General features: G+C 71.5%; 21 protein-coding genes and 2 tRNA genes. 5 read left to right on the top strand and 18 right to left on the bottom strand.

Annotation, left to right across the window (positions count from 1 at the left end):
* Window positions 1-10: 10 nt before the first annotated feature.
* From mreD to CK485_RS05075, 7 genes are all read right to left on the bottom strand, one after another.
* On the bottom strand, window positions 11-658 hold the full coding sequence (mreD, locus tag CK485_RS05105; protein ID WP_109447322.1) for a rod shape-determining protein MreD: 648 nt from the start codon (window positions 656-658) through the stop codon (window positions 11-13).
* A 3-nt stretch (window positions 659-661) separates the two neighbouring features.
* Window positions 662-1,657 (bottom strand): rod shape-determining protein MreC, encoded by a 996-nt coding sequence (gene mreC / locus CK485_RS05100; protein ID WP_109447320.1) that lies wholly within the window; start codon window positions 1,655-1,657, stop codon window positions 662-664.
* A gap of 116 nt (window positions 1,658-1,773) precedes the next feature.
* Window positions 1,774-2,793: a rod shape-determining protein gene (locus CK485_RS05095; RefSeq protein WP_109447639.1), complete on the bottom strand. Its 1,020-nt coding sequence runs from the start codon at window positions 2,791-2,793 to the stop codon at window positions 1,774-1,776.
* A 416-nt stretch (window positions 2,794-3,209) separates the two neighbouring features.
* On the bottom strand, window positions 3,210-3,623 hold the full coding sequence (gene ndk / locus CK485_RS05090; RefSeq protein ID WP_109447318.1) for a nucleoside-diphosphate kinase: 414 nt from the start codon (window positions 3,621-3,623) through the stop codon (window positions 3,210-3,212).
* Window positions 3,624-3,745: 122 nt separating this feature from the next.
* Window positions 3,746-4,090 (bottom strand): DUF4233 domain-containing protein, encoded by a 345-nt coding sequence (locus tag CK485_RS05085; protein ID WP_109447316.1) that lies wholly within the window; start codon window positions 4,088-4,090, stop codon window positions 3,746-3,748.
* Between the two features lie 10 nt (window positions 4,091-4,100).
* Window positions 4,101-5,654: a folylpolyglutamate synthase/dihydrofolate synthase family protein gene (locus CK485_RS05080; RefSeq protein ID WP_109447314.1), complete on the bottom strand. Its 1,554-nt coding sequence runs from the start codon at window positions 5,652-5,654 to the stop codon at window positions 4,101-4,103.
* A gap of 106 nt (window positions 5,655-5,760) precedes the next feature.
* On the bottom strand, window positions 5,761-8,394 hold the full coding sequence (locus CK485_RS05075) for a valine--tRNA ligase (RefSeq protein WP_109447312.1): 2,634 nt from the start codon (window positions 8,392-8,394) through the stop codon (window positions 5,761-5,763).
* Window positions 8,395-8,531: 137 nt separating this feature from the next.
* Here CK485_RS05075 and CK485_RS05070 point away from each other — a divergent pair, with 137 nt between their 5' ends.
* Window positions 8,532-9,515, top strand: a complete 984-nt coding sequence (locus CK485_RS05070; protein ID WP_109447311.1) for a hypothetical protein — start codon at window positions 8,532-8,534, stop codon at window positions 9,513-9,515.
* A gap of 63 nt (window positions 9,516-9,578) precedes the next feature.
* Here the strand turns inward: CK485_RS05070 and clpX are convergent, their stop codons facing one another.
* The 5 genes from clpX to CK485_RS05045 form a co-directional block, all read right to left on the bottom strand.
* Window positions 9,579-10,862, bottom strand: coding sequence for an ATP-dependent Clp protease ATP-binding subunit ClpX (gene clpX / locus CK485_RS05065; RefSeq protein WP_109447309.1), 1,284 nt, complete (start codon window positions 10,860-10,862; stop codon window positions 9,579-9,581).
* Between the two features lie 159 nt (window positions 10,863-11,021).
* Window positions 11,022-11,690: an ATP-dependent Clp protease proteolytic subunit gene (locus tag CK485_RS05060; protein ID WP_109447637.1), complete on the bottom strand. Its 669-nt coding sequence runs from the start codon at window positions 11,688-11,690 to the stop codon at window positions 11,022-11,024.
* A gap of 145 nt (window positions 11,691-11,835) precedes the next feature.
* Entirely contained in the window at window positions 11,836-12,438 is a 603-nt protein-coding gene (locus CK485_RS05055) for an ATP-dependent Clp protease proteolytic subunit (RefSeq protein ID WP_199239241.1), read from the bottom strand.
* A gap of 395 nt (window positions 12,439-12,833) precedes the next feature.
* Complete coding sequence (gene tig / locus CK485_RS05050; protein ID WP_158288159.1) at window positions 12,834-14,228, bottom strand: trigger factor; 1,395 nt, start codon at window positions 14,226-14,228, stop codon at window positions 12,834-12,836.
* 169 nt (window positions 14,229-14,397) lie between these two features.
* Window positions 14,398-14,474: transfer RNA gene (locus CK485_RS05045), tRNA-Pro, on the bottom strand.
* Between the two features lie 135 nt (window positions 14,475-14,609).
* On the opposite strand from CK485_RS05045, the gene CK485_RS05040 reads away from it, so the two are divergent.
* Window positions 14,610-14,680 (top strand) — tRNA-Gly (locus tag CK485_RS05040).
* Between the two features lie 241 nt (window positions 14,681-14,921).
* Here CK485_RS05040 and CK485_RS05035 read toward each other — a convergent pair.
* From CK485_RS05035 to CK485_RS05025, 3 genes are all read right to left on the bottom strand, one after another.
* Window positions 14,922-15,122 carry a hypothetical protein gene (locus tag CK485_RS05035; RefSeq protein WP_109447303.1) on the bottom strand — a complete coding sequence of 67 codons (201 nt, stop codon included), beginning with the start codon at window positions 15,120-15,122 and terminating at the stop codon, window positions 14,922-14,924.
* Window positions 15,123-15,241: 119 nt separating this feature from the next.
* Window positions 15,242-15,436: a hypothetical protein gene (locus CK485_RS05030; RefSeq protein ID WP_109447301.1), complete on the bottom strand. Its 195-nt coding sequence runs from the start codon at window positions 15,434-15,436 to the stop codon at window positions 15,242-15,244.
* A gap of 128 nt (window positions 15,437-15,564) precedes the next feature.
* On the bottom strand, window positions 15,565-16,725 hold the full coding sequence (locus CK485_RS05025) for a PP2C family protein-serine/threonine phosphatase (RefSeq protein WP_109447299.1): 1,161 nt from the start codon (window positions 16,723-16,725) through the stop codon (window positions 15,565-15,567).
* A gap of 156 nt (window positions 16,726-16,881) precedes the next feature.
* On the opposite strand from CK485_RS05025, the gene CK485_RS05020 reads away from it, so the two are divergent.
* Window positions 16,882-18,132 carry a GNAT family N-acetyltransferase gene (locus tag CK485_RS05020; protein WP_109447297.1) on the top strand — a complete coding sequence of 417 codons (1,251 nt, stop codon included), beginning with the start codon at window positions 16,882-16,884 and terminating at the stop codon, window positions 18,130-18,132.
* Between the two features lie 94 nt (window positions 18,133-18,226).
* Here CK485_RS05020 and CK485_RS05015 read toward each other — a convergent pair whose 3' ends face one another.
* Together CK485_RS05015 and CK485_RS05010 are read right to left on the bottom strand one after the other, a co-directional pair.
* Window positions 18,227-19,036, bottom strand: a complete 810-nt coding sequence (locus tag CK485_RS05015; RefSeq protein WP_109447295.1) for a DNA-formamidopyrimidine glycosylase family protein — start codon at window positions 19,034-19,036, stop codon at window positions 18,227-18,229.
* Window positions 19,037-19,043: 7 nt separating this feature from the next.
* Complete coding sequence (locus CK485_RS05010) at window positions 19,044-19,535, bottom strand: ribose-5-phosphate isomerase (protein WP_109447293.1); 492 nt, start codon at window positions 19,533-19,535, stop codon at window positions 19,044-19,046.
* A 176-nt stretch (window positions 19,536-19,711) separates the two neighbouring features.
* Here CK485_RS05010 and CK485_RS05005 point away from each other — a divergent pair, with 176 nt between their 5' ends.
* Entirely contained in the window at window positions 19,712-21,151 is a 1,440-nt protein-coding gene (locus CK485_RS05005; RefSeq protein ID WP_109447291.1) for an amino acid permease, read from the top strand.
* Window positions 21,152-21,237: 86 nt separating this feature from the next.
* On the opposite strand, the gene CK485_RS05000 is transcribed toward CK485_RS05005, so the two are convergent.
* Window positions 21,238-21,840: a biotin transporter BioY gene (locus tag CK485_RS05000; RefSeq protein ID WP_109447289.1), complete on the bottom strand. Its 603-nt coding sequence runs from the start codon at window positions 21,838-21,840 to the stop codon at window positions 21,238-21,240.
* A 406-nt stretch (window positions 21,841-22,246) separates the two neighbouring features.
* Here CK485_RS05000 and CK485_RS04995 point away from each other — a divergent pair, with 406 nt between their 5' ends.
* Window positions 22,247-23,554, top strand: coding sequence for an amino acid permease (locus CK485_RS04995; RefSeq protein ID WP_199239240.1), 1,308 nt, complete (start codon window positions 22,247-22,249; stop codon window positions 23,552-23,554).
* The last annotated feature ends 56 nt before the right edge of the window (window positions 23,555-23,610 follow it).

Raw genomic sequence — 23,610 nt, 5'->3', positions numbered from 1 at the left:
GGGTGGGAACTCACAGCTTGCGGCCTCCCTTGAGCAGGCTGTCGCGCTGGCCGCCGGGGCGGATGCGGGTCAGCCGGCTCCCCGAGCGGGCGTTGCCCGGGCTCATCCAGCGGTACGGGCTGCCGCCCGCGGCGCCGGAGTCCGCGGCCATCGGGTCGCGGTCCAGCCGTCGCGCCAGCGCCATGATCCACGGCACGGTGAACGGTGCCAGCAGCAGGTCGTAGACGAGAGCGGTGAACAGCAGGCTGACGATGCCGACGTGGCGGGCGGCGGTGTCACCGACCAGGGCGCCCACGCTCGCGTACAGCAGGGTGGACAGCACGGCGGCTCCTGCGACGACCGTCATCGGCAGCGCGGCGGAGCGCAGTTGCCCGTTCTCCGGCTTGGCCAGGCCGGCCAGGTAGCCGATGACGCACAGCACGAGGGCGTAGCGCCCGGCGGCGTGGTCGGCCGGCGGGGCGAGGTCGGCCAGCAGCCCGGCGAAGAAGCCGATCAGGCAGCCCGCCACGTGCCCGTAGGTCATCGCCAGGCCCAGGACGACCAGCATCAGCAGGTCGGGGACCGCGCCCGGCAGGTGCAGCCGGGCCAGCACGCTGACCTGGATCACCAGGGCCAGGACGACGAGGACGGCGGGGAGCAGGATCCGGTTGACGCGCATCGGTCAGAATCCGTCCTGTGAGTCGGGGCTCTCGGACGGTGTGTCGCTCGGCGCTCCGGAGGGCGCGCCGGACGGCTTGCCCGAGGGTGCGCCGGAGGGGCCGACGGTGACGGTGACCGTCGGCGTCGGCTTCACCTGCGGCTTGGGCGGCAGCACGGTGTCGCGCGGGTCGGTCCTGGGCGGCACGACGACCACGCCGACGATGTCCAGTTCGGAGAAGGAGACGAACGGCTGGACCTCGACGGTGCGGGTCAGCTCGCCCGCGCCCGGGTCTATCCGCACGACCTTCCCGACCGGCACGCCGGGCACGAAGGGCTTGTCGCCTTGCGAGCCGAAGGTGACCAGGCGGTCGCCGACGTGCACGTCGGCGCGGCCGTCCAGCAGTTGGACCTTCATGGGGCGGTCGCCCTGGCCGGTGCCGAAGCCCAGCTCCATCGACTTCTCCATGCGGGTGCCGACGGTGAAGTCGGGGTCGCAGGCGAGCAGCACGGTGGAGGTGGTGGCGCTGGCCGTGGTGACCCGGCCGACCAGGCCGTCGCCGTTGATGACGGTCATGTCGCGCTGGATGCCGTCGTTGGTGCCCGCGTCGATGGTGATGGTCCAGGAGAAGCCCTGGGCCGCTCCTATGGCGATGACCTGGGCGCCCTTGATGCCGTACTGGCCGGCGCCCGCGGTCTTGAGCAGCTTGTCCAGTTCGTTCGCGCGGTTGCGGGTCAGCGCGCTGGAGCCGAGCTGCTGCTTGAGCTTCTCGTTCTGCAACTGCAGCTGGGCGATGCGGTCGTGGCGGGAGCCTGAGTCCCGGACGGCCGCTATGGCGTTGCCGACCGGGTTGACGGCGGAGGCGACCCCGTTCTCGACCGGGCCGAAGACGGCGGCGGCCGCGCTGCGCGCGCCGTTCAGGGGGGACTGGTCGCCGCCGCGGATGTCCGCGGTGATCAGGGCGAACGCGATGGCGACCAGCAGGACCAAGAGCAGCCGGCTCTCTTTCGTGTCCCTCACGTGCGGCGGCCGTGCCTTCCTCGTCGGACCGGTCGGCTACGGGACCAGGCCGGTCAGCGATGTCGTGTGCGGGTCGGCGTCCGCCGGGCGGTGAACGCCCGGCGGACGCCGCGTGCCTATCGGCGGGGCTGGGCGTCCAGTACCTGCTGGAGCGCCTCGAACTCCTCGACGCACTTGCCGGACCCGAGGGCGACCGAGTCCAGCGGGTCTTCTGCGATGTGGATCGGCATGCCGGTCTCGCGGCGCAGCCGTTCGTCCAGGCCGCGCAGCATGGCGCCGCCGCCGGTCAGCACGATGCCGCGGTCCATGATGTCGCCGGACAGCTCGGGCGGGCACTTGTCGAGGGTGGTCTTGACCGCGTCGACGATCGCGTTGACCGGCTCCTCGATGGCCTTGCGGACCTCGCCCGCGGAGATGACCACGGTCTTGGGCAGACCGCTGACCAGGTCGCGGCCGCGGATCTCGGTGTGCTCGTCCTGGTCGACGTCGTAGGCCGAACCGATGGTGATCTTGATCTGTTCGGCGGTGCGCTCGCCGAGCAGCAGGCTGTACTCCTTCTTGACGTGCTGGATGATGGCGTTGTCCAGTTCGTCGCCGGCGACCCGGATGGACTGCGCGGTCACGATGCCGCCCAGCGAGATGACGGCGACCTCGGTGGTGCCGCCGCCGATGTCGACGACCATGTTGCCGGTGGCCTCGTGCACCGGCAGGCCCGCGCCGATCGCGGCGGCCATCGGCTCCTCGATGATGTGCACCTGGCGGGCGCCGGCCTGGCTGGAGGCCTCGATGACGGCGCGGCGCTCGACGCCGGTGATGCCCGAGGGCACGCACACGACGACGCGGGGGCGGGCGAGATAGCGGCGCTTGTGGATCTTCAGGATGAAGTACCTGAGCATCCGCTCGGTGATCTCGAAGTCGGCGATGACGCCGTCCTTGAGCGGACGGACCGCCACGATGTTGCCAGGGGTGCGGCCGATCATCTTCTTGGCTTCGGCGCCGACCGCCAGGATGCCGCCGGTGTTGGTGTTGATGGCGACGACAGACGGTTCGTTGAGGACGATCCCGCGACCCCTGACGTACACCAGCGTGTTGGCGGTGCCGAGGTCGACAGCCATGTCACGGCCGATGAACGACATGTTGTTCGCCATGAGGATACGTCTGGCCTTCCCGAGCTGGAGCGACTGGAGCGATGGGGGGTGTGAGGGCGCGACGGTGCTGCGTGCTGCGGGGTCCGTAGCGGAGGTTCCATCTTAAGTGCGCCCGCCGGACCGGGGGTGAGGGCGCCTCGGCCATTGTCAGCGGAACACACCGCGCTTCCCCTGTAATGGTGACGACGTGTCGGAGCGAATGGTTCCCTGAATCCTCCGGCATATGCCACCCGGCGGCCGGTGTCAACCGGTCGTCGCATGACGACTCGTCAGGTAGGCGGGCGGCCCGGCACCGGCTCCCCCGCACGGCCCGGCGCCGCCGGGAACCGCCCGATCGGCGCACCCCGGATTCCCCCGTCGGGGTCGGGCGCGCACTCGCCTGCGACGCGCCGCGTTCGACGCCGTCAGCCCAGTTCGGGGAAGAAGATCTTGATCTCGCGGTCAGCGGACTCCGGCGAGTCGGACGCGTGCACCAGGTTCTCCCGCACGATCGTGCCGAAGTCACCGCGGATGCTGCCGGGCGCCGCGGCGATCGGGTCGGTCGACCCGGCCAGCGCGCGCAGGCCCTCGATCACCCGCTCCCCCTCGACGACCAGCGCGACCGAGGGGCCGGAGGACATGAACTCCACCAGGGGCTCGTAGAAGGGCTTGCCCCGGTGTTCGCTGTAGTGCTGCTCAAGGGTGGCCAGGTCCAGCGTGCGCAGCTCCAGCGCGCGCAGGCTCCATCCCGCCTTACGCTCGATGCGGCCGATGATCTCGCCCACCAGGCCCCGGCGAACGGCGTCGGGCTTGAGAAGGACGAGGGTGCGCTGGCTCATGCTGCGGCTCCTTGACGTACTGCGACGTTGCTGCGTACTGCCTGGTGGGACGGGGTCACGGCGTCGGCACCGCGGCCCGGACCGCCGACCCTACCGGGCGAAGCTGTCCGGGCGAGCGGCGGCTACGCGGTCGTCGCCGCGGGCTGCTCCGCTCGGCGCTTGAACTCGTCGATCCTGCGCCCGAAGTGCACCGCGGCCCACCACAGGCCGGCGAACGACGCGCCCAGGAAGAACATCATCGGGATCACCAGACCGGACGCCACCAGCGCGGCCTGGAGCACCCAGCCGACCGCCACCCCGCCCGGGCGCGTCACCAGGCCGCACAGCAGCACGCACAGCGCCATCGCGCTGCCGCACACCGCCCACACGGTGCCGGAGGCATAGCCGGAGAGGTTCATCGCGACCAGACCGGCCAGGCCGATGACGAAGGCCTCCCCGATCAGGGTGCTGGCACACAGGGTTCGCATGTCCGCCGTCTCACTTCCGGCCCAGCAGCAGCCGGGCCTCTCCCACGGTGATCACGGACCCGGCGACCAGGACGCCGGCGCCCGCGTACTCACCCTCCTCCTCGGCGAGGGTGATCGCCGCCTCCAGCGCGTCGTCGAGCCGCGGCTCCACCTGGACCCGCTCGGCGCCGAACACCTCCACGGCGACCGCGGCCAGTTCGTCCACGTCCATCGCGCGGAAGCTGGAGTTACGGGTCACCACGACCTCGGCGAAGATCGGCTCGAACGCTTCGAGCACCCCGCGCACGTCCTTGTCCGCGCTGGGCGCGATCACGCCGACGAGGTGGGTGAAGGCGAACGCCTCCCGCACGGCCTCGGCGGTGGCCTGCGCGCCGGAGGGGTTGTGCGCGGCGTCGAGTACGACGGTGGGGCTGCGGCGCACCACCTCCATGCGGCCCGGCGAGGTGACGGCGGCGAACGCGCCGCGCACCGTCTCCAGGTCCAGCGGCCGGGCCGGGCCGTTCGCGCCGACCCCGAAGAACGCCTCGACGGCCGCCAGCGCCACCGCCGCGTTGTGCGCCTGGTGGGCGCCGTGCAGCGGCAGGAAGACCTGTTCGTAGTCGCCGCCCAGGCCGCGCAGCGTCAGCATCTGTCCGCCGACCGCCACCTCGCGCGCCGTGACGCCGAACTCCATGCCCTCGCGCGCCACCGTGGCGTCCGCCTCGACCGCCCGCTTGAGCAGCACCTGCGCCGCGTCCACCGGCTGCTGGGCCAGCACCACGGTCGCCCCGGCCGCGCCCTCGGCGTCGCCCCTGGGCTTGATGATGCCCGCCTTCTCCTGGGCGATCTCGCCGGGCGTGCCGCCCAGCCGGTCGGTGTGGTCGAGCGAGATGGGGGTGACGACGGCGACCTGGCCGTCGATCACGTTGGTCGCGTCCCAGCTGCCGCCCATGCCGACCTCGACCACGGCCACGTCCACCGGCGCGTCGGCGAACGCCGCGTAGGCCATGCCGGTCAGGACCTCGAAGAACGACAGCCGGTGCTCCTGCGCCGCGTCGACCATCTCCACGTACGGCTTGACGTCCTGGTAGGTGGCGACGAAGCGGTCCACGGGGATGGGCGCGCCGTCCAGGCTGATGCGCTCGGTGACCGACTCGACGTGCGGGCTGGTGTAGCGGCCGGTGCGCAGTTCGAAGGCGCGCAGCAGCGTCTCGATCATGCGGGCGGTGCTGGTCTTGCCGTTGGTGCCGGTGATGTGGATCGCCGGGTAGGCGCGCTGCGGCTCGCCGAGGATGTCCATCAGGCGACGGATGCGCGTCAGCGACGGTTCGAGCTTGGTCTCGCCCCAGCGGCCGGCCAGCTCCGCCTCCACCTCGCGCAGCGCCTGGGCCTCCTCGGGGGTGCGCGGGCCCGCGGGGGCGCCGGCGGCCTGGCTGAGCGGCACGCCGGCGCGCAGGGTGCGGCTGCCGGCCTCGATCACCGCGAGATCGGGGTCCCGCCGGGTCTCGTCGTCCACCATCTCGTCGAAGGCGTCGAGGGCGGAGTCGTCGGGAACCGGCTCTTCGTCACGGGGGCGCTCGCTCACGCGGACCAGTCTACGGAGCCCCGCGCCCGAAAACGGCCGGACCCCCGCGCGCCCCGCGAGGGGCGGACGGGGGTCCGGTGACGTCTGCGGCGGTTCGCCTGCCGTCCTACGCCTCGGGCAGCGAGGCCAGCTGGGCGTTGATGCGCTCGATGTCCGCCTCGGCGGTGGCCAGGCGGGCGCGGATGCCCTCGACCACCTTCTCCGGGGCCTTGGCGAGGAAGCCCGCGTTGCCGAGCTTGGCGGTCGCCTGCTTCTGCTCCTTCTCCGCCACCGCCAGGTCCTTCGTCAGGCGCTTGCGTTCGGCGGCGAAGTCGATGGCGCCGGACAGGTCGAGTTCGACCCTGGCTCCGGCCACCGGCAGCGACGCGGTCGCGGTGAAGCCCTCCTCGACCGGTTGCAGGCGCAGCAGCGCGCGGATCGCGTCCTCGTGCGGCGCGAGCGGCGTGCCGGCCAGCGTGAGGCGGGCCGGGACGCGCTGGCCGGGCTGGAGGCCCTGGTCGGCGCGGAAGCGGCGGACCTCGGTGATGACCTGCTGGAGGGTGGCGATCTCGGCCTCCGCGGCGGCGTCGCGGAAGCCGCTGTCCTTCGGCCACTCGGCGATCACCACGGACTCGCGCCCGGTCAGCGTGGTCCACAACTGCTCGGTGACGAAGGGCACGATCGGGTGAAGCAGGCGCAGCGTCACGTCGAGCACCTCACCGAGGACGCGCCGCGAGACGTCCGCCGCGTCGCCGCCGGCCGCGAACGTGGTCTTGGACAGCTCCACGTACCAGTCGAAGACCTCGTCCCACGCGAAGTGGAACAGCGCGTCCGACAGCTTCGCGAACTGGAAGTCCTCGTAGTACGCGTCGACTTCGGCGACGACCGAGTTGAGGCGGGACAGGATCCACCGGTCGGCCGCCGACTGCCGCTCGACGGACGGCAGTTCGCCCTCGATCGTGGCGCCGTTCATCAGCGCGAAGCGGGTGGCGTTCCAGATCTTGTTGGCGAAGTTGCGCGAGCCCTGGACCCAGTCCTCGCCGATGGGCACGTCGGTCCCCGGGTTGGCGCCGCGGGCCAGCGTGAAGCGGACCGCGTCGGAACCGTAGGCGTCCATCCAGTCCAGCGGGTTGACCGCGTTGCCGAAGGACTTCGACATCTTCTTGCCGAACTGGTCGCGGACCATGCCGTGCAGCGCGATGGTGTGGAACGGCGGCGTGCCGTCCATCGCGTACAGACCGAACATCATCATCCGGGCGACCCAGAAGAAGAGGATGTCGTAGCCGGTGACCAGGACGGAGTTCGGGTAGAACTTCGCCAGGCTCTCGGTGCTCTCCGGCCAGCCGAGGGTGGAGAACGGCCACAGGCCGGAAGAGAACCAGGTGTCGAGGACGTCGGAGTCCTGCGTCCAGCCCTCGCCGGACGGCGGTTCCTCGTCCGGTCCGACGCAGACGACCTCGCCGTTCGGCCCGTACCAGACGGGGATGCGGTGGCCCCACCACAACTGCCGCGAGATGCACCAGTCGTGGAGGTTGTCGACCCAGCCGAAGTAGCGGGACTCCATCTCCTTGGGGTGGATGGCGACCCGGCCGTCGCGCACCGCGTCACCGGCGGCCTCGGCGAGCGGGCCGACCTTGACCCACCACTGGAGCGACAGGCGCGGTTCGATGGTGGTCTTGCAGCGTGAGCAGTGGCCCACCGAGTGGGTGTACGGGCGCTTCTCGGCGACGATCCGGCCCTCGGCGCGCAGCGCGGCGACGATCGCGGACCGGGCCTCGAAGCGGTCCAGGCCCTGGAACGGGCCGTGCGCGGTGATGACGCCGTGCTCGTCCAGGACGTTGAGCGACGGCAGGTCGTGGCGCTGCCCGATCTCGAAGTCGTTGGGGTCGTGGGCCGGGGTGACCTTGACCGCACCGGTGCCGAACTCCGGGTCGACGTGGGCGTCGGCGACGATCGGGATGCGGCGACCGGTGAGCGGAAGCTCGATCTCGGTGCCGACCAGGTGCCGGTAGCGCTCGTCCTCGGGATGGACGGCGACGGCGGTGTCACCGAGCATCGTCTCGGCCCGGGTGGTGGCGACCACGATCGCGTCGTCCCCGTCGCCGTAGCGGATGGAGACCAGTTCGCCGTCGTCGTCCTGGTATTCGACCTCGATGTCGGAGATGGCGGTCAGACAGCGCGGGCACCAGTTGATGATGCGCTCGGCGCGGTAGATCAGGCCGTCGTCGTAGAGCTTCTTGAAGATGGTCTGGACGGCCTGGGACAGGCCCTCGTCCATGGTGAAGCGCTCGCGCGACCAGTCAACGCCGTCGCCGAGGCGGCGCATCTGCCCGGAGATCTGGCCGCCGGACTCCGCCTTCCACTGCCAGACCCGCTCGACGAACGCCTCGCGGCCGAGGTCGTGGCGGGACTTGCCCTCCTTGGCCAGCTCGCGCTCGACCACGTTCTGCGTGGCGATGCCGGCGTGGTCCATGCCGGGCTGCCACAGCGTCTCGAAGCCCTGCATGCGCTTGCGGCGGGTCAGCGCGTCGATCAGCGTGTGCTCGAACGCGTGGCCCAGGTGCAGGCTGCCGGTGACGTTCGGCGGCGGGATGACGATGGTGTACGGGGGCTTGTCGCTCTTGGCGTCGGCCTCGAAGTAACCGCGCTCCACCCAGCGCTCGTACAGCGTCCCCTCTACCTCGGCCGGGACGTACTGGGTCGGCAGATCGTCGGGAGAGCTGGGGGCGGCGCCGCCCGGGCGCTGGTTCGTGTCGGTCACGCCGCAATTCTAGAGGCGGCACGCCGGTGTCCTCGAACGGCTTTAACCGGGTAACAGCACGGGCCCCGGGTTTCTGCGGGCGCGGATCATCCGGAAGGATGTGCGCGCACGAAGTCAACGGGAGGAACCGGAAGTCCATGAGCTACAACCAGCCGCCGCCGAACCCCTACGGCGGTCAGCCTCCGCAGCCCGGGTACGGCGGTCAGCCCCCGCAGCAGCCCGGCTACGGCGCCCAGCCCCCGCAGCCCGGGTACGGCTACCCGCAGCAGCCCCCGCCGCCCCAGCAGCCCTACGGCTATCCGCAGCAGGGCGCGCCCGCGCCGGGCCCCTACGGCCAGCCGCCGCAGCCCAACCCGTACGGCCAGCAGCCCGGTTGGGGCGGCCAGCAGGTCCCGCCGCCCCCGGGGCCGCCGAAGAAGAACACCGGCAAGGTGATCGCCATCATCGCGGCGGTGGTCGTGGTGGTCGGCGGCGGCGTCGCGATCGCGGTCGACGCGAGCGGCGGCAGCAGCGGTGACACCGCCAAGGGCGGCAGCGGCGGCACCGCCGGAGGCGGCGGGGGCGGCGGCACGTCGTCGGTGAAGTACAAGCTGGTCCTGCCGGACTCGCTGCCGGGCGGTTACGCGGCGGTGCCGAACCAGAGCAGCCAGTCGCAGTCCGACCAGCAGGCCAAGGCCGCCGTGCTGTTCGCGGGCGTCTCCGGGGGCACCGCCGTCTCCAAGGGCTACACGGCGGGGACCACGTCGATGAGCGTCGTGGGCTCGTACGGCAGCGTCAGCGACCCGGCGTCCGCGGTGGACGGGACCTTCACGGCCCTCAAGGCGAGCATGGCGGCCAGCAACGGCAGCAACTCGGGCTTCACCATGACCGGGCAGGGTTCGCCGCAGCAGGAGAGCCCGGCCGGGTTGCCGTCCGGCAGCGTCATGAAGTGCCAGTCCTTCGCCATCACGGGCAGCGGCGCCGGTTCGGGCAGCACGATCCCGGTCTGCGTCTGGGCGGACTCCAGCGACGAGGGCGAGGTCGTGCCGATCCAGATGACGCCGGGCGGTGCGATGTCGCTGAGCGACTCCGCCTCGCTGGCCGCGAAGATCAAGCAGGCCTCCGAGGTCAAGGCGTCCTGACCTGACGGGTACGACGAAGGGGCGCCCGGACCGTCGGTCCGGGCGCCCCTTTCCCATGCCGTGCTACGCGCTCTTCTCGTGCCGCTCCGTCTCGCCGCCGCGGTTGCGCGGCACCAGCGTGGGGTTCACGTTCGAGTGGACGACATCCTGGGTGATGACGACGCGGGCGACGTCCTTGCGGGACGGCACCTCGTACATCACCGACATCAGGACCTCTTCCATGATGGCGCGCAGGCCCCGGGCGCCGGTGCCGCGCAGGATCGCCTGGTCGGCGATGGCCTCCAGCGCCGGACGGTCGAACTCCAGCTCCACACCGTCGAGTTCGAAGAGCCGCTGGTACTGCTTGACCAGCGCGTTGCGCGGCTCGACCAGGATCTTCAGCAGCGCCTCGCGGTCGAGGTTGTGCACCGAGGTGATGACCGGCAGGCGGCCGATGAACTCCGGGATCATCCCGAACTTCACCAGGTCCTCCGGCATGATCTCGGCGAACTGGTCCACCGAGTCCAGGTCCCGCTTGGAGCGGATCGTCGCGCCGAAGCCGATGCCCTTGGCACCGGCCCGGGACTCGATGATCTTCTCCAGGCCCGCGAACGCGCCGCCCACGATGAACAGCACGTTCGTCGTGTCGATCTGGATGAACTCCTGGTGCGGGTGCTTGCGGCCGCCCTGCGGCGGCACGGAGGCCGTGGTGCCCTCCAGGATCTTCAGCAGCGCCTGCTGGACGCCCTCGCCTGAGACGTCACGGGTGATCGACGGGTTCTCACTCTTGCGGGCGACCTTGTCGATCTCGTCGATGTAGATGATCCCGGTCTCGGCCTTCTTGACGTCGTAGTCGGCCGCCTGGATCAGCTTGAGCAGGATGTTCTCGACGTCCTCGCCGACGTAGCCCGCCTCGGTGAGCGCCGTGGCGTCCGCGATGGCGAACGGCACGTTCAGCATGCGGGCCAGGGTCTGCGCCAGCAGCGTCTTGCCGGAGCCGGTCGGGCCGAGCAGCAGGATGTTGGACTTCGCCAGCTCGATGCCGTCGTCGTGCCCGGGGCGGCCGTTCTCGCCCGCCTGGACGCGCTTGTAGTGGTTGTAGACCGCGACCGACAGGGCCTTCTTCGCCGGCTCCTGGCCGACGACGTAGCCCTCGAGGAACTCGTAGATCTCGCGGGGCTTGGGGAGGTCCTCCCACCGCACCTCGGAGGACTCGGCGAGCTCCTCCTCGATGATCTCGTTGCACAAGTCGATGCACTCGTCGCAGATGTACACACCCGGCCCTGCGATGAGCTTCTTCACCTGCTTCTGGCTCTTTCCGCAGAACGAGCACTTGAGCAGGTCGCCGCCGTCACCGATGCGTGCCACGAGGTGCTTCCCCTTCGCCTGGGTCCCGTCAGTTCGACAGGGCCTGGTGCCTAATATCCGACGGTACCTTGCCGAGGCCCTCGTGCGGGCCCCCCTTGAGCCGACTCGTCCGTGGGACGTGCCACGGTTCGACGCCGGCTCAAGGGGTCGCCGGCTCCGTCAGGCCGAGACCCCGGCCTTCCGGGAGGCCGTGATCTGGTCGACGAAACCGTAGGACAGGGCGTCCTCGGCCGTCAGGATGTTGTCGCGCTCGATGTCCTCACGGATCTGTTCGGCGGAGCGGTTGCTGTGCTTGGCCAGCATCTCCTCCATCTGGGCGCGGATGCGGGTGATCTCGTTGGCCTGGATCTCCAGGTCCGAGATCTGCGCCCGGCCGGTCTCCGTGTACGGCTGGTGGATCAGCACCCGGGCGTTGGGCAGCGCCATGCGCTTGCCGGGGGTGCCCGCGGCCAGCAGCACCGCCGCCGCCGAGGCCGCCTGGCCCAGGCAGACGGTCGCGATGTCCGGCTTGACGAACTGCATGGTGTCGTAGATCGCCGTCATGGCGGTGAAGGAGCCGCCGGGCGAGTTGATGTAGATCGAGATGTCGCGGTCCGGGTCCATCGACTCCAGGCACAGCAGCTGCGCCATCACGTCGTTGGCGGAGGCGTCGTCGATCTGGACGCCGAGGAAGATCACCCGCTCCTCGAAGAGCTTGGCGTACGGGTCGTACTCGCGCACGCCCTGCGAGGTGCGCTCGACGAAGCGCGGCACGATGTAGCGCGACTCCATGCCGTACGCGGCGCGGGGGGCCAGGCCCGGCTGGGCGAGCTGGCTGGGGGCGACCATGGGGTTCACCGGGTTGATCATGGTGGGGTTCACCGTCCTGGAAGTGGGGCGTGGGCGGACACGGGGTGTGCGGTCACTGCGGCGCGGTACACGCGGGGGCCGGGCGCCGCGGGCCACGAGGGGCCCGGGCGCTCTCCCGCGGTGGTCACGCGCCGGTGCCGCCGCCACCGGGCACGTCGGCGGCGGTGTGCATCACCTGGTCGATCAGCCCGTACTCCTTGGCCTCTTCCGCGGTGAACCAGCGGTCGCGGTCGGCGTCCCGGTTGATCGTCTCGACGGTCTGGCCGCTGTGCATGGCGGTCAGCTGCTCCATGCGCTTCTTGGTGCGCAGCAGCTGCTCGGCCTGGATCTTGATGTCGGACGCGGAGCCGCCCAGGCCCGCCGAGCCCTGGTGCATCAGGATGTCCGCGTTGGGCAGCGCGAAGCGCTTGCCCGGGGTGCCCGCGGTCAGCAGGAACTGGCCCATGGAGGCCGCCAGGCCCATCGCGATCGTCACCACGTCGTTCTTGATGTACTGCATGGTGTCGTAGATCGCGAAGCCGGCGGTGACCGAGCCGCCGGGCGAGTTGATGTAGAGGTAGATGTCCTTGTCCGGGTCCGCGGCGAGCAGCAGCATCTGCGCGCAGATCCGGTTCGCGATGTCATCGTCCACGGCCTGGCCGAGGAAGATGATGCGTTCGTCGAGCAGTCGGTTGTAGACCGCGTCGCCGAGGCCGGCTCCGGCCGGCGCGCCGTTCGCGGTGGGCATCAGATGTCCCGGCGTCTGGATCTGCGGAGTCGTCACGTATCCACCTGCTCGTTGTCGGACGGCGACACACCGTCTTCGCGTTCTGACCTGAGTGCCGGGGAGAGCCTCGCCGCTGCGTTCCCGCATCGTGCTCCGGCTTCGTTCAAGGGTCTCCCCTGCCCTCGTTACTACGGACCCTAACGCGCAGGTCGGGCCCAGCGATCCCGCACGCTGAACTGTTCGCTGTGAGCGCAGGCTGTGGTGACGGTGCCGTCGCCGGTACGACAACGGACCCGGACACGCGCGTATGCGTGCTCGGGCCCGTTGTACGTGGTGCGGCAGGAGTACCGGTCGACCTTCGCCGGACCGGCGGCTCCCCGGGGGTGGTCCGCCCCGGGGCGCCGGTGGGGTGGCTGTCAGGCCTCGGTGTCCTCGGCGCTCTCGGCGCTCGCGGTCTCCTCGGTGGTGGCCTCGACCGTCTCGGCGGTCTCGTCCTCCTCCTCGTCGTCCAGGTCGACCTCGGCACCGTTGGTGTCGACGACCTTGGCGCCCTCGACCACGGTGGCCAGGGCCTTGCCGCGGGCGACCTCGCCGACCAGCAGCGGCACCTGGCCGCCCTCGACGACGGCCTGGGCGAACTGGTCGGGGCTCATGCCGGAGGAGGCGGCGCGGCGCATGAGGTGCTCGGTGAGCTCCTCCTGGTTGACCGACAGCTCTTCCTTCTTCACCAGCTCGTCCAGGACGAACTGGGTCTTGATGCCCTTCTTCGCCTGCTCCTCGACCTCGGCGTCGTACTCCTCCTGGGTCTTGCCCTCGCGCTCCAGGAAGCTCTCCCAGGTCAGCCCCATCATCGGGAACTGGTGGTGCTCCAGGTTGTGCTTGCGGGTCTCGACCTCGTCCTTGAGGAGCTTCTCCGGGACCGGGACCTCGACGAGCTCCAGGAGGGCGTCGAGCACCTTCTCCTGGGCCTGGGTGGCCTGGTCGTACTTCTTCATCCGCTCCAGGCGCTTGACGCTGTCGGCGCGCAGCTCCTCGAGGGTGTCGAACTCGCTCGCCAGCTGGGCGAAGTCGTCGTCCAGCTCGGGCAGCTCGCGGGCCTGCACGGCGGTGACGTCGACCTTGACCTCGGCGTTCTTGCCGGCCGCCGAGCCGCCCTTGAGCTCGGAGGTGAAGGTGGCGGAGCCGCCGGCCTCCAGGCCGGTGACGGCCTCGTCGATGCCGTCGAGCAGCTGGCCGGAGCCGATGGTGTAGCTGACGCCCTTGGCGACGCCGTCCTCCAGCACCTCGCCGTCGACCCTGGCCTCGAGGTCGACCACGACCACGTCGCCGTCGGCGGCGGCGCGCTCGACCGGGGAGGTGGAGGCGAAGCGCTCACGCAGCTGCTCGATCGACTGCTCGACGTCCTCGTCGGAGACCTCGACCGCGTCGACGGTGACCTCGATGCCGGAGAAGTCCGGGATCTCGATCGCGGGGCGGACGTCCACCTCGGCGGTGAACTTCAGCTCCTCGTTGTCGTTGAACTCGGTGATGTCGATCTCGGGCTGTCCGAGGACGTTCAGCTCACCCTCGTTGACCGCCTCCGTGTAGAACTTCGGCAACGCGTCGTTGATGGCCTCTTCGAGGACCGCACCGCGGCCGAACCGCTGGTCGATGATGCGCGCGGGGATCTTGCCCTTGCGGAATCCCGGCACCGTGACCTGCTGGTTGATCTTCTTGTACGCCGCGTCGAGGCTGGGCTTGAGCTCCTCGAAGGGCACCTCGACGGTGAGTCGAACCCGGGTGGGGTTCAGAGTCTCGACGGCGCTCTTCACGGTTGGGTCTCCTTGGGCTGACATTTGGGGGTCTGCGTGGCCGACGAGACGTACTGCCTGGGGCTTCCCGGAGTCCCGCGCCCCTACGTCGCCCCGTGTACAGGGCCAGCTTGCATAGTACCGGTAGCCACGGCAGAGCTGTCCCGCCGCCCGGAAAGACTCGAACAAATGGTCGGGGTGGCCGGATTCGAACCGACGGCCTTCCGCTCCCAAAGCGGACGCGCTACCAAGCTGCGCCACACCCCGTTTCAGTGCGACACGTAGAGTACATGCCTCCGCACGCGTCGGCCGCCACATTATGGCGACGGTGACGCGGGACGGGGTGGCGACGGGGGGCGGATCGACCGGCTACGATTCGGTGTGCCAGAATGACTGGCCGTTGCGGGCGTAGCTCAATGGTAGAGCCCCAGTCTTCCAAACTGGCTACGCGGGTTCGATTCCCGTCGCCCGCTCTGCAAGCCGAAGACCCCCTGGTGACAGGGGGTCTTCGTGTTTCCGGCGGTCAGAAGTCCGCGGTGGAGAGCGCGAAGCCGAAGGGCTCCGGCAGGTCGACGTCCTTGCCGAACGGCAACGTGAGGCGCCGGGTGTGGTCGCCCGCTTCGGGGTCGGAGAAGAGGACCGCCTCGCGGCGCTCGCGGTCGGCCGGCAGGTACAGCGGGATGTCCGCGCGGGCGCAGCAGTGGCGCTTGCACTTCAGCGGGTGATCTGCCGGTTGACGCGGGAGACGATCCGCTCGTGGTTGCCGTCAGGAGCGCCGCTGACGACGATCTCCCCTTCGACGAGTTCGAGCGTGAGGTCCTCGGGCGCCTCGCGCTCGGCGAGGGCGAAGACCCGCTCGATCCAGGCGCCGTCCTCGGCCTCCCCCGACAGCAGGCGCGTGGACGTGACGGTCATGCGGCTCTCGTCGCTCGTCGTCCCACGCTCACCGTACGGGCCAGGGCCGAGCCCGTACGGGGCGGCGCGCGGGAACGCGGGCGCGCGGCATACGCGCGCCCGGCGGGGGCAGGCGGGGCTCAGAACTTTATCTGGGCGATGGAACTGGCCAGTGAGTTGAGGAAGCGCTGGATGCCGGGGGCCATGCCGGTCGACGCCAGGAAGAAGCCGAAGAGGATCGCCACGATCGCCCCTCCGCCCTTGATGGACCCACTGCGGATCATCACCGCCAGCACGACCGCCAACAGCACCACTACGGACAGGGAGATGGCCACCAGGGATCACATCCTCGCTCGCTACGCCTCACACCGGACCGGGGGTGCGCCGCCACCGTGCTCCCCCGCGCCGTCCATCGTGCCACCAACGCGCCCTCCAGTGGACCCGACCACGCATTGACACGGGGTCAACTGGCCAATCGGTCACGCGAGATGATCAAAAGGGCACGGTCGTCGTTGACGTCCTTGGCGACCGCGTCGATCAGCGGCCAGGCCGCGCCGTCGAAGCCGCGGGCCACGAAACGGTCCGCCGCGCCGATCAAGCGGTCGATCCCCTCGGCCAGTTCGCGGCCGGGCGCCTCGACCAGTCCGTCGGTGAACAGCAGCAGTACGTCGCCCGGTCGCAACGTCCCCTTCACGCCGTCGAACTGGGCCTCGTCCAGGACCCCGAGCATCAGTCCCTCGGCCGCCTTCTCCTCCCAGCGTCCGGTGCCCGCGTGCAGCTGGACGGCGGGCAGGTGGCCGGCGGAGAGCAACTCGTAGTCACCGCTGTCGAGATCGAGCACCAGGTGGATCGAGGTGGCGAACCCCTCGTCCCAGTCCTGCCGCAGCAGATAGCCGTTGGCGGCCGGCAGGAAGCGGTGCGGCGGCAGCGAGCCGAGTAGCCCGCCGAACGCGCCGGACAGCAGCAGCGCCCGCGAGCCCGCGTCCATCCCCTTGCCGGAGACGTCGGTCAGGACGGCCTCCAGGATCTCGCCGCCGCCGGTGCGGCCCGCGACCACGAAGTCGCCGGAGAAGGACTGCCCGCCGGCCGGGCGCAGCGCCATCTGCGCGTGCCAGCCGGGCGGCAGTTCGGGCAACTGGCTCTGGACGCGGATGCGTTCGCGCAGGTCGAACAGCATGGTGCCGCCGCGCCGCCAGGGCACGCCGACCCTGCTGCGGAACTGCGCGATCAGCAGCCCGGCGAACGCGACCGCGCTGACCACCAGTACCGTGCCCGGGGTCACCGCCCGCGCGGCGGCGACCGGGTAGGGCCCGAGGACGGCGTCCTCGACGACGAGCGCGGTGGCGGCGGCGGTGTAGAGCAGCAGCAGGCTCGCCGGGCGCAGCAGCAGCCCGCCCAGCAGCATGGGGAAGACCAGCGCGGTGGGCGGGCACCAGGCGGGCAGCACGGTGGTGGTCCAGGCGAGGGCGGGCACCGTGAGCAGCAGGGTGGTCAGCGGCAGCCACTCGGCGGCGTCGCCCCGGAAGTAGTCGACGGCGGACTTGCGCAGGACGGTCCTGGCCCGGTGCAGCGCCCCGCGCCACCGCGCCACGATACCCTCCGCGGTCACCCGCCCGTCAGTCATGTGCGGCGACCCTATCCACCCGTTCGGCGGCGCGTCGATTCGCGACCCGCCGGGTACCGGCTGGATCCGGACCGGGCTCGCGGCGCCGGACGGGTCCCGGGGGCGGGCGCGGGAAATTCGGTGGGCGACAGCTGAGGGCGCTGGTAGGCAGGGGGTATGACGACAGCAGCGCAGACGACCGGGCCGCGCATCGAGGTGCTGGATCCCGGGCGGTGGGAGGAGTGGTACGGCGCCCTGGAGCGGGCCTTCGGCGGTCCGCCCGAAGCTCCCGAGGAGCGGGCGCTGTGGCGCGGGCTGACCGAGTGCGACCGGTCACTGGTTGCCCTGGACGGCGACGTGGTCGCGGGCGGCGCCTCGGCGTTCTCGTTCCGGCTGTCGGTGCCTGGCGGGATGGTGGTCCCGGCGGCCGGGGTGACGATGGTCGCGGTGACCCCGACGTACCGGCGGCGCGGGGTGCTGACCTCGTTGATGCGGCGGCAACTGGACGACGTGCGCGAGCGCGGGGAGTCGCTGGCGGTGCTGACCGCCTCGGAACCGGCGATCTACGGACGGTTCGGGTACGGCGTGGCGACCCGGAAGCTGCGGATCGAGGCGGAGACGCGGCGGGTGGCGCCGGTCGGGCCGCAGGGCACGGACGACGTGCGGCTGCGGCTGGCCGACCCGCGCGAGGCGCTCGGGGCCTGCGAGGCGGTGTACGCGGCGCTGGTGCCGCGCAGGCCGGGGATGCTCGCGCGGCGGCCGGGCTGGGAGGAGCTGCCGCTGCTCGATCCGGAGCGCGATCGCGAGGGATTCGGGGAACGGGTGTGCGTGCTGGCCGAGCGGGACGGCCGGGTGAGCGGCTACGCGCGGTACGCCACGCGGCTCGACCACTCCCCCGGCGGGCAGGACGGCACGGCGCGGGTGGAGGTTGTCGACGCGCTGGACGCGGCCTCGTACGCGGCGCTGTGGCGCTACCTGTTCGCGCTGGACCTGGTCTCGGCACTCACGTGCCGCGACCGGCCGGTCGACGACCCGCTGCTGCACCTGGTCCCCGACATCCGGCGGCTGCGCCTGCGCGTGGTGGACTCGCTGCACCTGCGGCTGGTGGACCTCGGCGCCGCCCTGTCGGCGCGGGCCTACGCGGCGCCGGTGGACGTGGTGCTGGAGGTGGCGGACGCGTTCTGCCCGTGGAACGCGGGGCGTTGGCGGCTGACCGGGGACGCGAAGGGCGCGGTGTGCGAGCGGACCTCGGACGCGGCCGAACTGTCGTTGCCGACGGGCGCGTTGGCCGCCGCCTACCTGGGCGGTCCTTCGCTGGCGTCGCTCGCGGGGGCCGGGCGGGTCGTCGAGGAGCGGCCGGGCGCGCTGGCGGCGGCGTCCCTGGCGTTCGGCTCGGACGTGGAGCCGTGGCTGCCGCACGGCTTCTGACGGGCGCGGGCCCGGCGCGGGCGTGGGCGTGGGCCGTCGTCGTCGCGCGCGGTGCTTCTGGCCGAAAATCGCCGCGGGCCCGCGGGCCCGGGTTTCAGCGGCTCTGGCAGCGCGGGCACCAGAAGAGGTTGCGGTTGCCGAGGTCGGCGGTGCGCACCTCGGTGCCGCAGACCAGGCAGGGCTGCCCGGCGCGCCGGTAGACGTAGACCTCGCCGCCGTGGTCGTCCACCCTGGGCGGCCGTCCCATCGCCTCGGGGGTGTGCTCGGGGCGGACGGTGTCGATGCGGTTCGCCTTCACGCCCTCGCGCATCAGGGCCGCCAAATCGTCCCAGACGGCGTCCCATTCGGCGCGCCGCAGCTCACGGCCGGTGCGGTACGGGTCGATGCCGTGCCGGAAGAGGACTTCGGCGCGGTAGACGTTGCCGACGCCCGCGACGACCTTCTGGTCCATCAGCAGCGCGGCGACCGTGGTGCGGCTGCGGGAGATGCGGGTCCAGGCCCGCTCGCCGTCGTCGTCCTCGCGCAGCGGGTCGGGGCCGAGGCGGTCGTGTATCGCGGCCTTGTCGGCGTCGGTGATCAGCTCGCAGGCGGTCGGCCCGCGCAGGTCGGCCCAGCCGCCGGGGCCGGTCAGCCGCAGCCGCACGGTGTCGCCGGCGGGCGGCGCGGTTCCGGGGCCGTGCGCGTACTTGCCGAACAGGCCGAGGTGGACGTGGATCCAGCCGGTGGGGCCGAAGTCGAGGAACAGGTGCTTGCCGTGCGCCTCGGCGCCGTCGAGCACCTGGCCGTCGACGAGGGCGGCGCCGTCCGCGAACTTGCCCTGCGGGCTGGACGCCCGCACCGGGCGGCCGCCGAACCGCTCGCGGTGGTCGGCGGCCAGCCGGTGGATGGTGTGCCCCTCCGGCATGCGCCGCTCAGTCCTGGCGCGGGTGGTGCGCCGGGATCTCGGGGAGCTTGCCGGTCAGCTCGTAGGAGCTGAGCATGTCGATGCGGCGGATGTGCCGCTCGCCCTCGGAGAACGGGGTGTCGAGGAAGACCTCGACGAAGCGCACCGCCTCCTCGGTGGTGTGCATGCGGGCGCCGATGCTGACCACGTTGGCGTTGTTGTGCTCGCGGCCGAGGGCGGCGGTCTCCTCGCTCCAGGCCAGGGCCGCGCGCACCCCCTTGACCTTGTTGGCGGCCATGGCCTCGCCGTTGCCGGAGCCGCCGATCACGATGCCGAGGGCGCCGTCGTCGTCCGCCGCGGTGCGCTCGGCGGCGCGCAGGCAGAAGGGCGGGTAGTCGTCCTGGGCGTCGTAGACGTGCGGGCCGCAGTCGACCGGCTCGTGGCCGGCGCCCTTGAGCCATTCGACGAGGTGGTTCTTGAGTTCGTAACCGGCATGGTCGGAGCCGAGGTACACGCGCATGCGTGCAGTCTGTCATGCGCCCCGGCGGCCCCGCGCGGACCCCCGCGACACCCTCCGCACATACCGGTGACACAAACGGGTAGTGGACGCAACGATTCGGACACAGGTATTCCATTCGCGGTCACGCCTGCGATTCCATGCCTGAACTCGTGACCCGAGAGAGAAGGAAACGGCGCATGGGCGCGCAGCCACCCGTAACAAAGGACGGCCTGGACTCCGGTCACCCCGGAACCGCCGCTTCCGCCCCCACCGGGCACGGCCTCCAGGCCGGACTGAAGAACCGCCACCTGTCCATGATCGCCATCGGCGGGGTGATCGGCGCCGGCCTGTTCGTGGGGTCGGGCGCGGGCATCGCGGCCGCCGGCCCGGCGATCCTGCTGTCCTACGCGCTGGTGGGCGCGCTGGTCGTCCTGGTGATGCGGATGCTGGGCGAGATGGCCGCGGCCCACCCGGTCTCCGGCTCGTTCTCCGCGTACGCCGACCGGGCGCTCGGCCGCTGGGCGGGCTTCACCATCGGCTGGCTGTACTGGTTCTTCTGGGTGGTGGTGCTGGCGGTCGAGGCGACCGCGGGCGCGGGCATCCTGCACGGCTGGGTCTCCGCGGTGCCGCAGTGGGCCTGGGCGCTGATCGTGATGGTCGTGCTGACCGCCACCAACCTCTTCTCGGTCGCCTCCTACGGCGAGTTCGAGTTCTGGTTCGCCGGCATCAAGGTCGTGGCGATCGCCGCGTTCGTGGTGCTGGGCGGGCTGGCCGCGTTCGGCGTGCTGCCGGGCACGCACGACCAGGCGGTGGGACTGACCAACCTCACCGGGCACCACGGCTTCTTCCCCAAGGGCCCGGGCGCGGTGCTCACCGGTGTGCTGCTGGTGGTCTTCTCCTTCATGGGCAGTGAGATCGTCACGCTGGCCGCGGGCGAGTCGCCCGACCCGCGCAAGGCGGTCACCAAGGCCACCAACAGCGTGATCTGGCGGATCGCGGTGTTCTACCTGGGCTCGATCCTGATCATCGTCAGCGTGCTGCCGTGGGACAGCCCGGCGGTCGCCAAGAGCCCGTACGTGGCGGTGCTGGACCACATCGGGATCGCGCACGCCGGTCAGGCGATGAACGTGATCGTGCTGACCGCGGTGCTCTCCTGCCTCAACTCCGGGCTCTACACCGCCTCCCGGATGGCGTTCTCGCTCGGCGGGCGCGGGGACGCGCCGCGGGCGTTCACCAGGACCACCTCGCGCGGCGTGCCCGCGGTGGCGATCCTGTCCTCGGTGGTCTTCGGCTTCGTCGCGGTCTTCTTCGACTACGCCTATCCGAACTCCGTCTTCCAGTTCCTGCTGAACTCCTCCGGCGCGGTCGCGCTGTTCGTGTGGCTGGTCATCTGCTTCTCGCAGCTGCGGATGCGGCGGATCATCGAGCGGGAGGCCCCGGAGCGGCTGACCGTGCGGATGTGGGGCTACCCGTACCTGACCTGGGCGACGATCGCGCTGATCCTCTTCGTGATCGGCTACATGTTCACCGACTCCAGCGGTCGCGAGCAGATGGTCATGTCGCTGCTGGCCGCGGCGATCGTGCTGGTCGTGGCGGTGGTGCGGGACCGGATGCGCAAGCGGGCACCGCAGGACTGACCCCGCGGACGACGGCGAAGGGCCCCGGAGGATCGTTTCCTCCGGGGCCCTTCCGCGTCGTGCGGCCTACCGCTTGCCGCCTCGGCTCACCGGCCGCGGCGCTCCAGCAGCTTCCAGGCGGCCGGCAGCGCGCCCATGGCCAGCGCCGCCTTCACCGCGTCACCCAGCAGGAACGGGGTCAGGCCCTCGGCGATCGCCTGGTTCACCGACAGGTGGGCGGCCACCGCCAGGTAGGGCACGCCGACCGCGTAGATGATCGCCTCGCCCAGGACCATCACGCCCGCGGTGCGCGCCACCGAGCGGTCCGCGCCGCGCCGGGCCAGCGCGCCGACCGCGGCGGAGGCCAGCACCATGCCGAGCACGTAGCCGAAGCTGACGCCCGCGGCACCCGAGGCGCCGCCGGCGAACCACGGCACGCCCGCGACGCCCGCGACCGCGTACAGCAGCAGCGAGAGCATGCCGCGCCGGGCGCCGAGCGCGGTGCCGACCAGCAGCGCGGCGAAGGTCTGGCCGGTCACCGGGACCGGGGAGCCGGGGATGTGCACGGACAGCTGCGCGGCGAGCCCGGTGAGCGCCGCGCCACCGGCCACCAGCGCGACGTCCCGCAACCGGGCGCGGACGTCGGTGGAGGCGGGGAGCAGGTCGGCGAGGACCGTTCCGGGGCGGGCGGCTGCGGTGGCGGTGGTCATCGGGTCTCCGGTCGGGGCGAGGTACGGGTCGGACCAGGTGACCGTAACCCGGCGCACTCGAGCGGAACACGGTCAGTCGGCCACAAGGCCGCTCGGGCGGCTTGGTGGCATCCGTACAAACTCCCGGCCGGCGCGGCCGGTGACACCGGATCCCGCCACCACTGCGAGTGGTGGTCAACAGCTGACGACGTTCCGGACACATTGCGTCAACGAAGTGTCCGGATAGCGAACCGGACGGCCTGCCGGGCGGTGCCTTCCCGCAGACTGTGGCGGTCCCGAACCGCCCCCGACCCCCTGGACGGATCGAGCCTTGAAGCGGATATCCGGGCCCACCGAGGCGGCCCCGGCGACCGGACCGGTCGCGGGCGAACACCTCGGACACGGGCTCAAGCAGCGGCACCTGTCGATGATCGCGCTCGGCGGCGTGATCGGCGCCGGGCTCTTCGTCGGCTCCGGCGCGGGCATCGCCGCGGCCGGGCCGTCCGTCGTCGTCGCCTACGCGCTGTCCGGGCTGCTGGTCATGCTGGTGATGCGGATGCTGGGCGAGATGTCGGCGGCGCGTCCGGCGTCCGGCTCGTTCTCGGTGCACGCCGAGCGCGCGATCGGGCCGTGGGCCGGGTTCGCGGTGGGCTGGCTGTTCTGGGTGCTGCTGTGCGTGGGCGTGGCGGTGGAGGCGATCGGTGCGGCCGGGATCGTCAGCGGCTGGCTGCCGGGCACGCCGTCCTGGCTGTGGGTGGCGGTCCTGATGGCCGCCTTCTGCGGCTCCAACCTGGCGGCGGTCAGCAACTTCGGCGAGTTCGAGTTCTGGTTCGCCGCCCTGAAGATCGCGGCGATCTCGCTCTTCCTGATCGTGTGCGTGCTGGCGATCTGCGGCGTGCTGCCCGGCGCCCACGCCCCCGGTGCCGCCAACCTCACCGGTGACGGCGGATTCCTGCCGAAGGGGGCGAACGGCCTGATCGTCGGACTGCTGGCGTCGGTGTTCGCGTACGGCGGGCTGGAGACGGTCACCATCGCGGCGGCGGAGTCGCGGGACCCGGTGGCCGGGGTGGGGCGCGCGGTGCGCACCGCGATGTGGCGGATCGCCGTGTTCTACGTGGGCTCGATGGCCGTCATCGTGACGCTGGTCCCGTGGAACGACCCGGCGGTCGTCGGCCACGGCCCGTACGTCGCGGTGCTGGACCACCTCGGCATCCCGGGCGCGGGGCGGGTGATGGACGTGGTCATCCTGGTCGCGCTGATGTCCGCGATGAACGCCAACGTCTACGGCGCCTCGCGCATGGCGTACTCGCTGGTCGACCGGGGGCAGGGCCCGCGGGCGCTGCGGCGCACCTCAGGCGGGGTGCCGCGCCGGGCGGTGGTGGCCTCCTGCGCCTTCGGCTTCCTGGCGGTCCTGCTGAGCTACTGGTGGCCCACGACCGTCTTCAGCTGGCTGCTGAACATGGTCGGCGCCGCGGTGCTGGTGGTCTGGGCGTTCATCGCGGTGGCCCAACTGCGCACCCGGCGGCGGCTGGAGCGGGAGGCGCCGCACAAGCTGGTGGTGCGGATGTGGGCCTACCCGTACCTGACCTGGGCGGCGCTGGCGGGCATCGGTGCGGTGCTGGCGCTGATGGCCCGGCAGCCGGACACCCGCACCCAGCTGTACTTCACCGGTGGCGCGACGCTGGCGCTCGCGGCGGCCGGCTACCTGCGGCAGCGCGCGGGCCGCCGGGGCTGACAGCGCCGCCCGGCGGCCCGCGCGCGGGCCTTCGTACGCGGAACACCGTCCGCGTG

This window comes from Streptomyces sp. ICBB 8177 (genome assembly GCF_003144095.1).
Lineage (GTDB): Bacteria > Actinomycetota > Actinomycetes > Streptomycetales > Streptomycetaceae > Streptantibioticus_D.
Note: the sequence above shows the minus strand (reverse complement) of the source record. Positions and strands in the feature narration are given on the sequence as shown.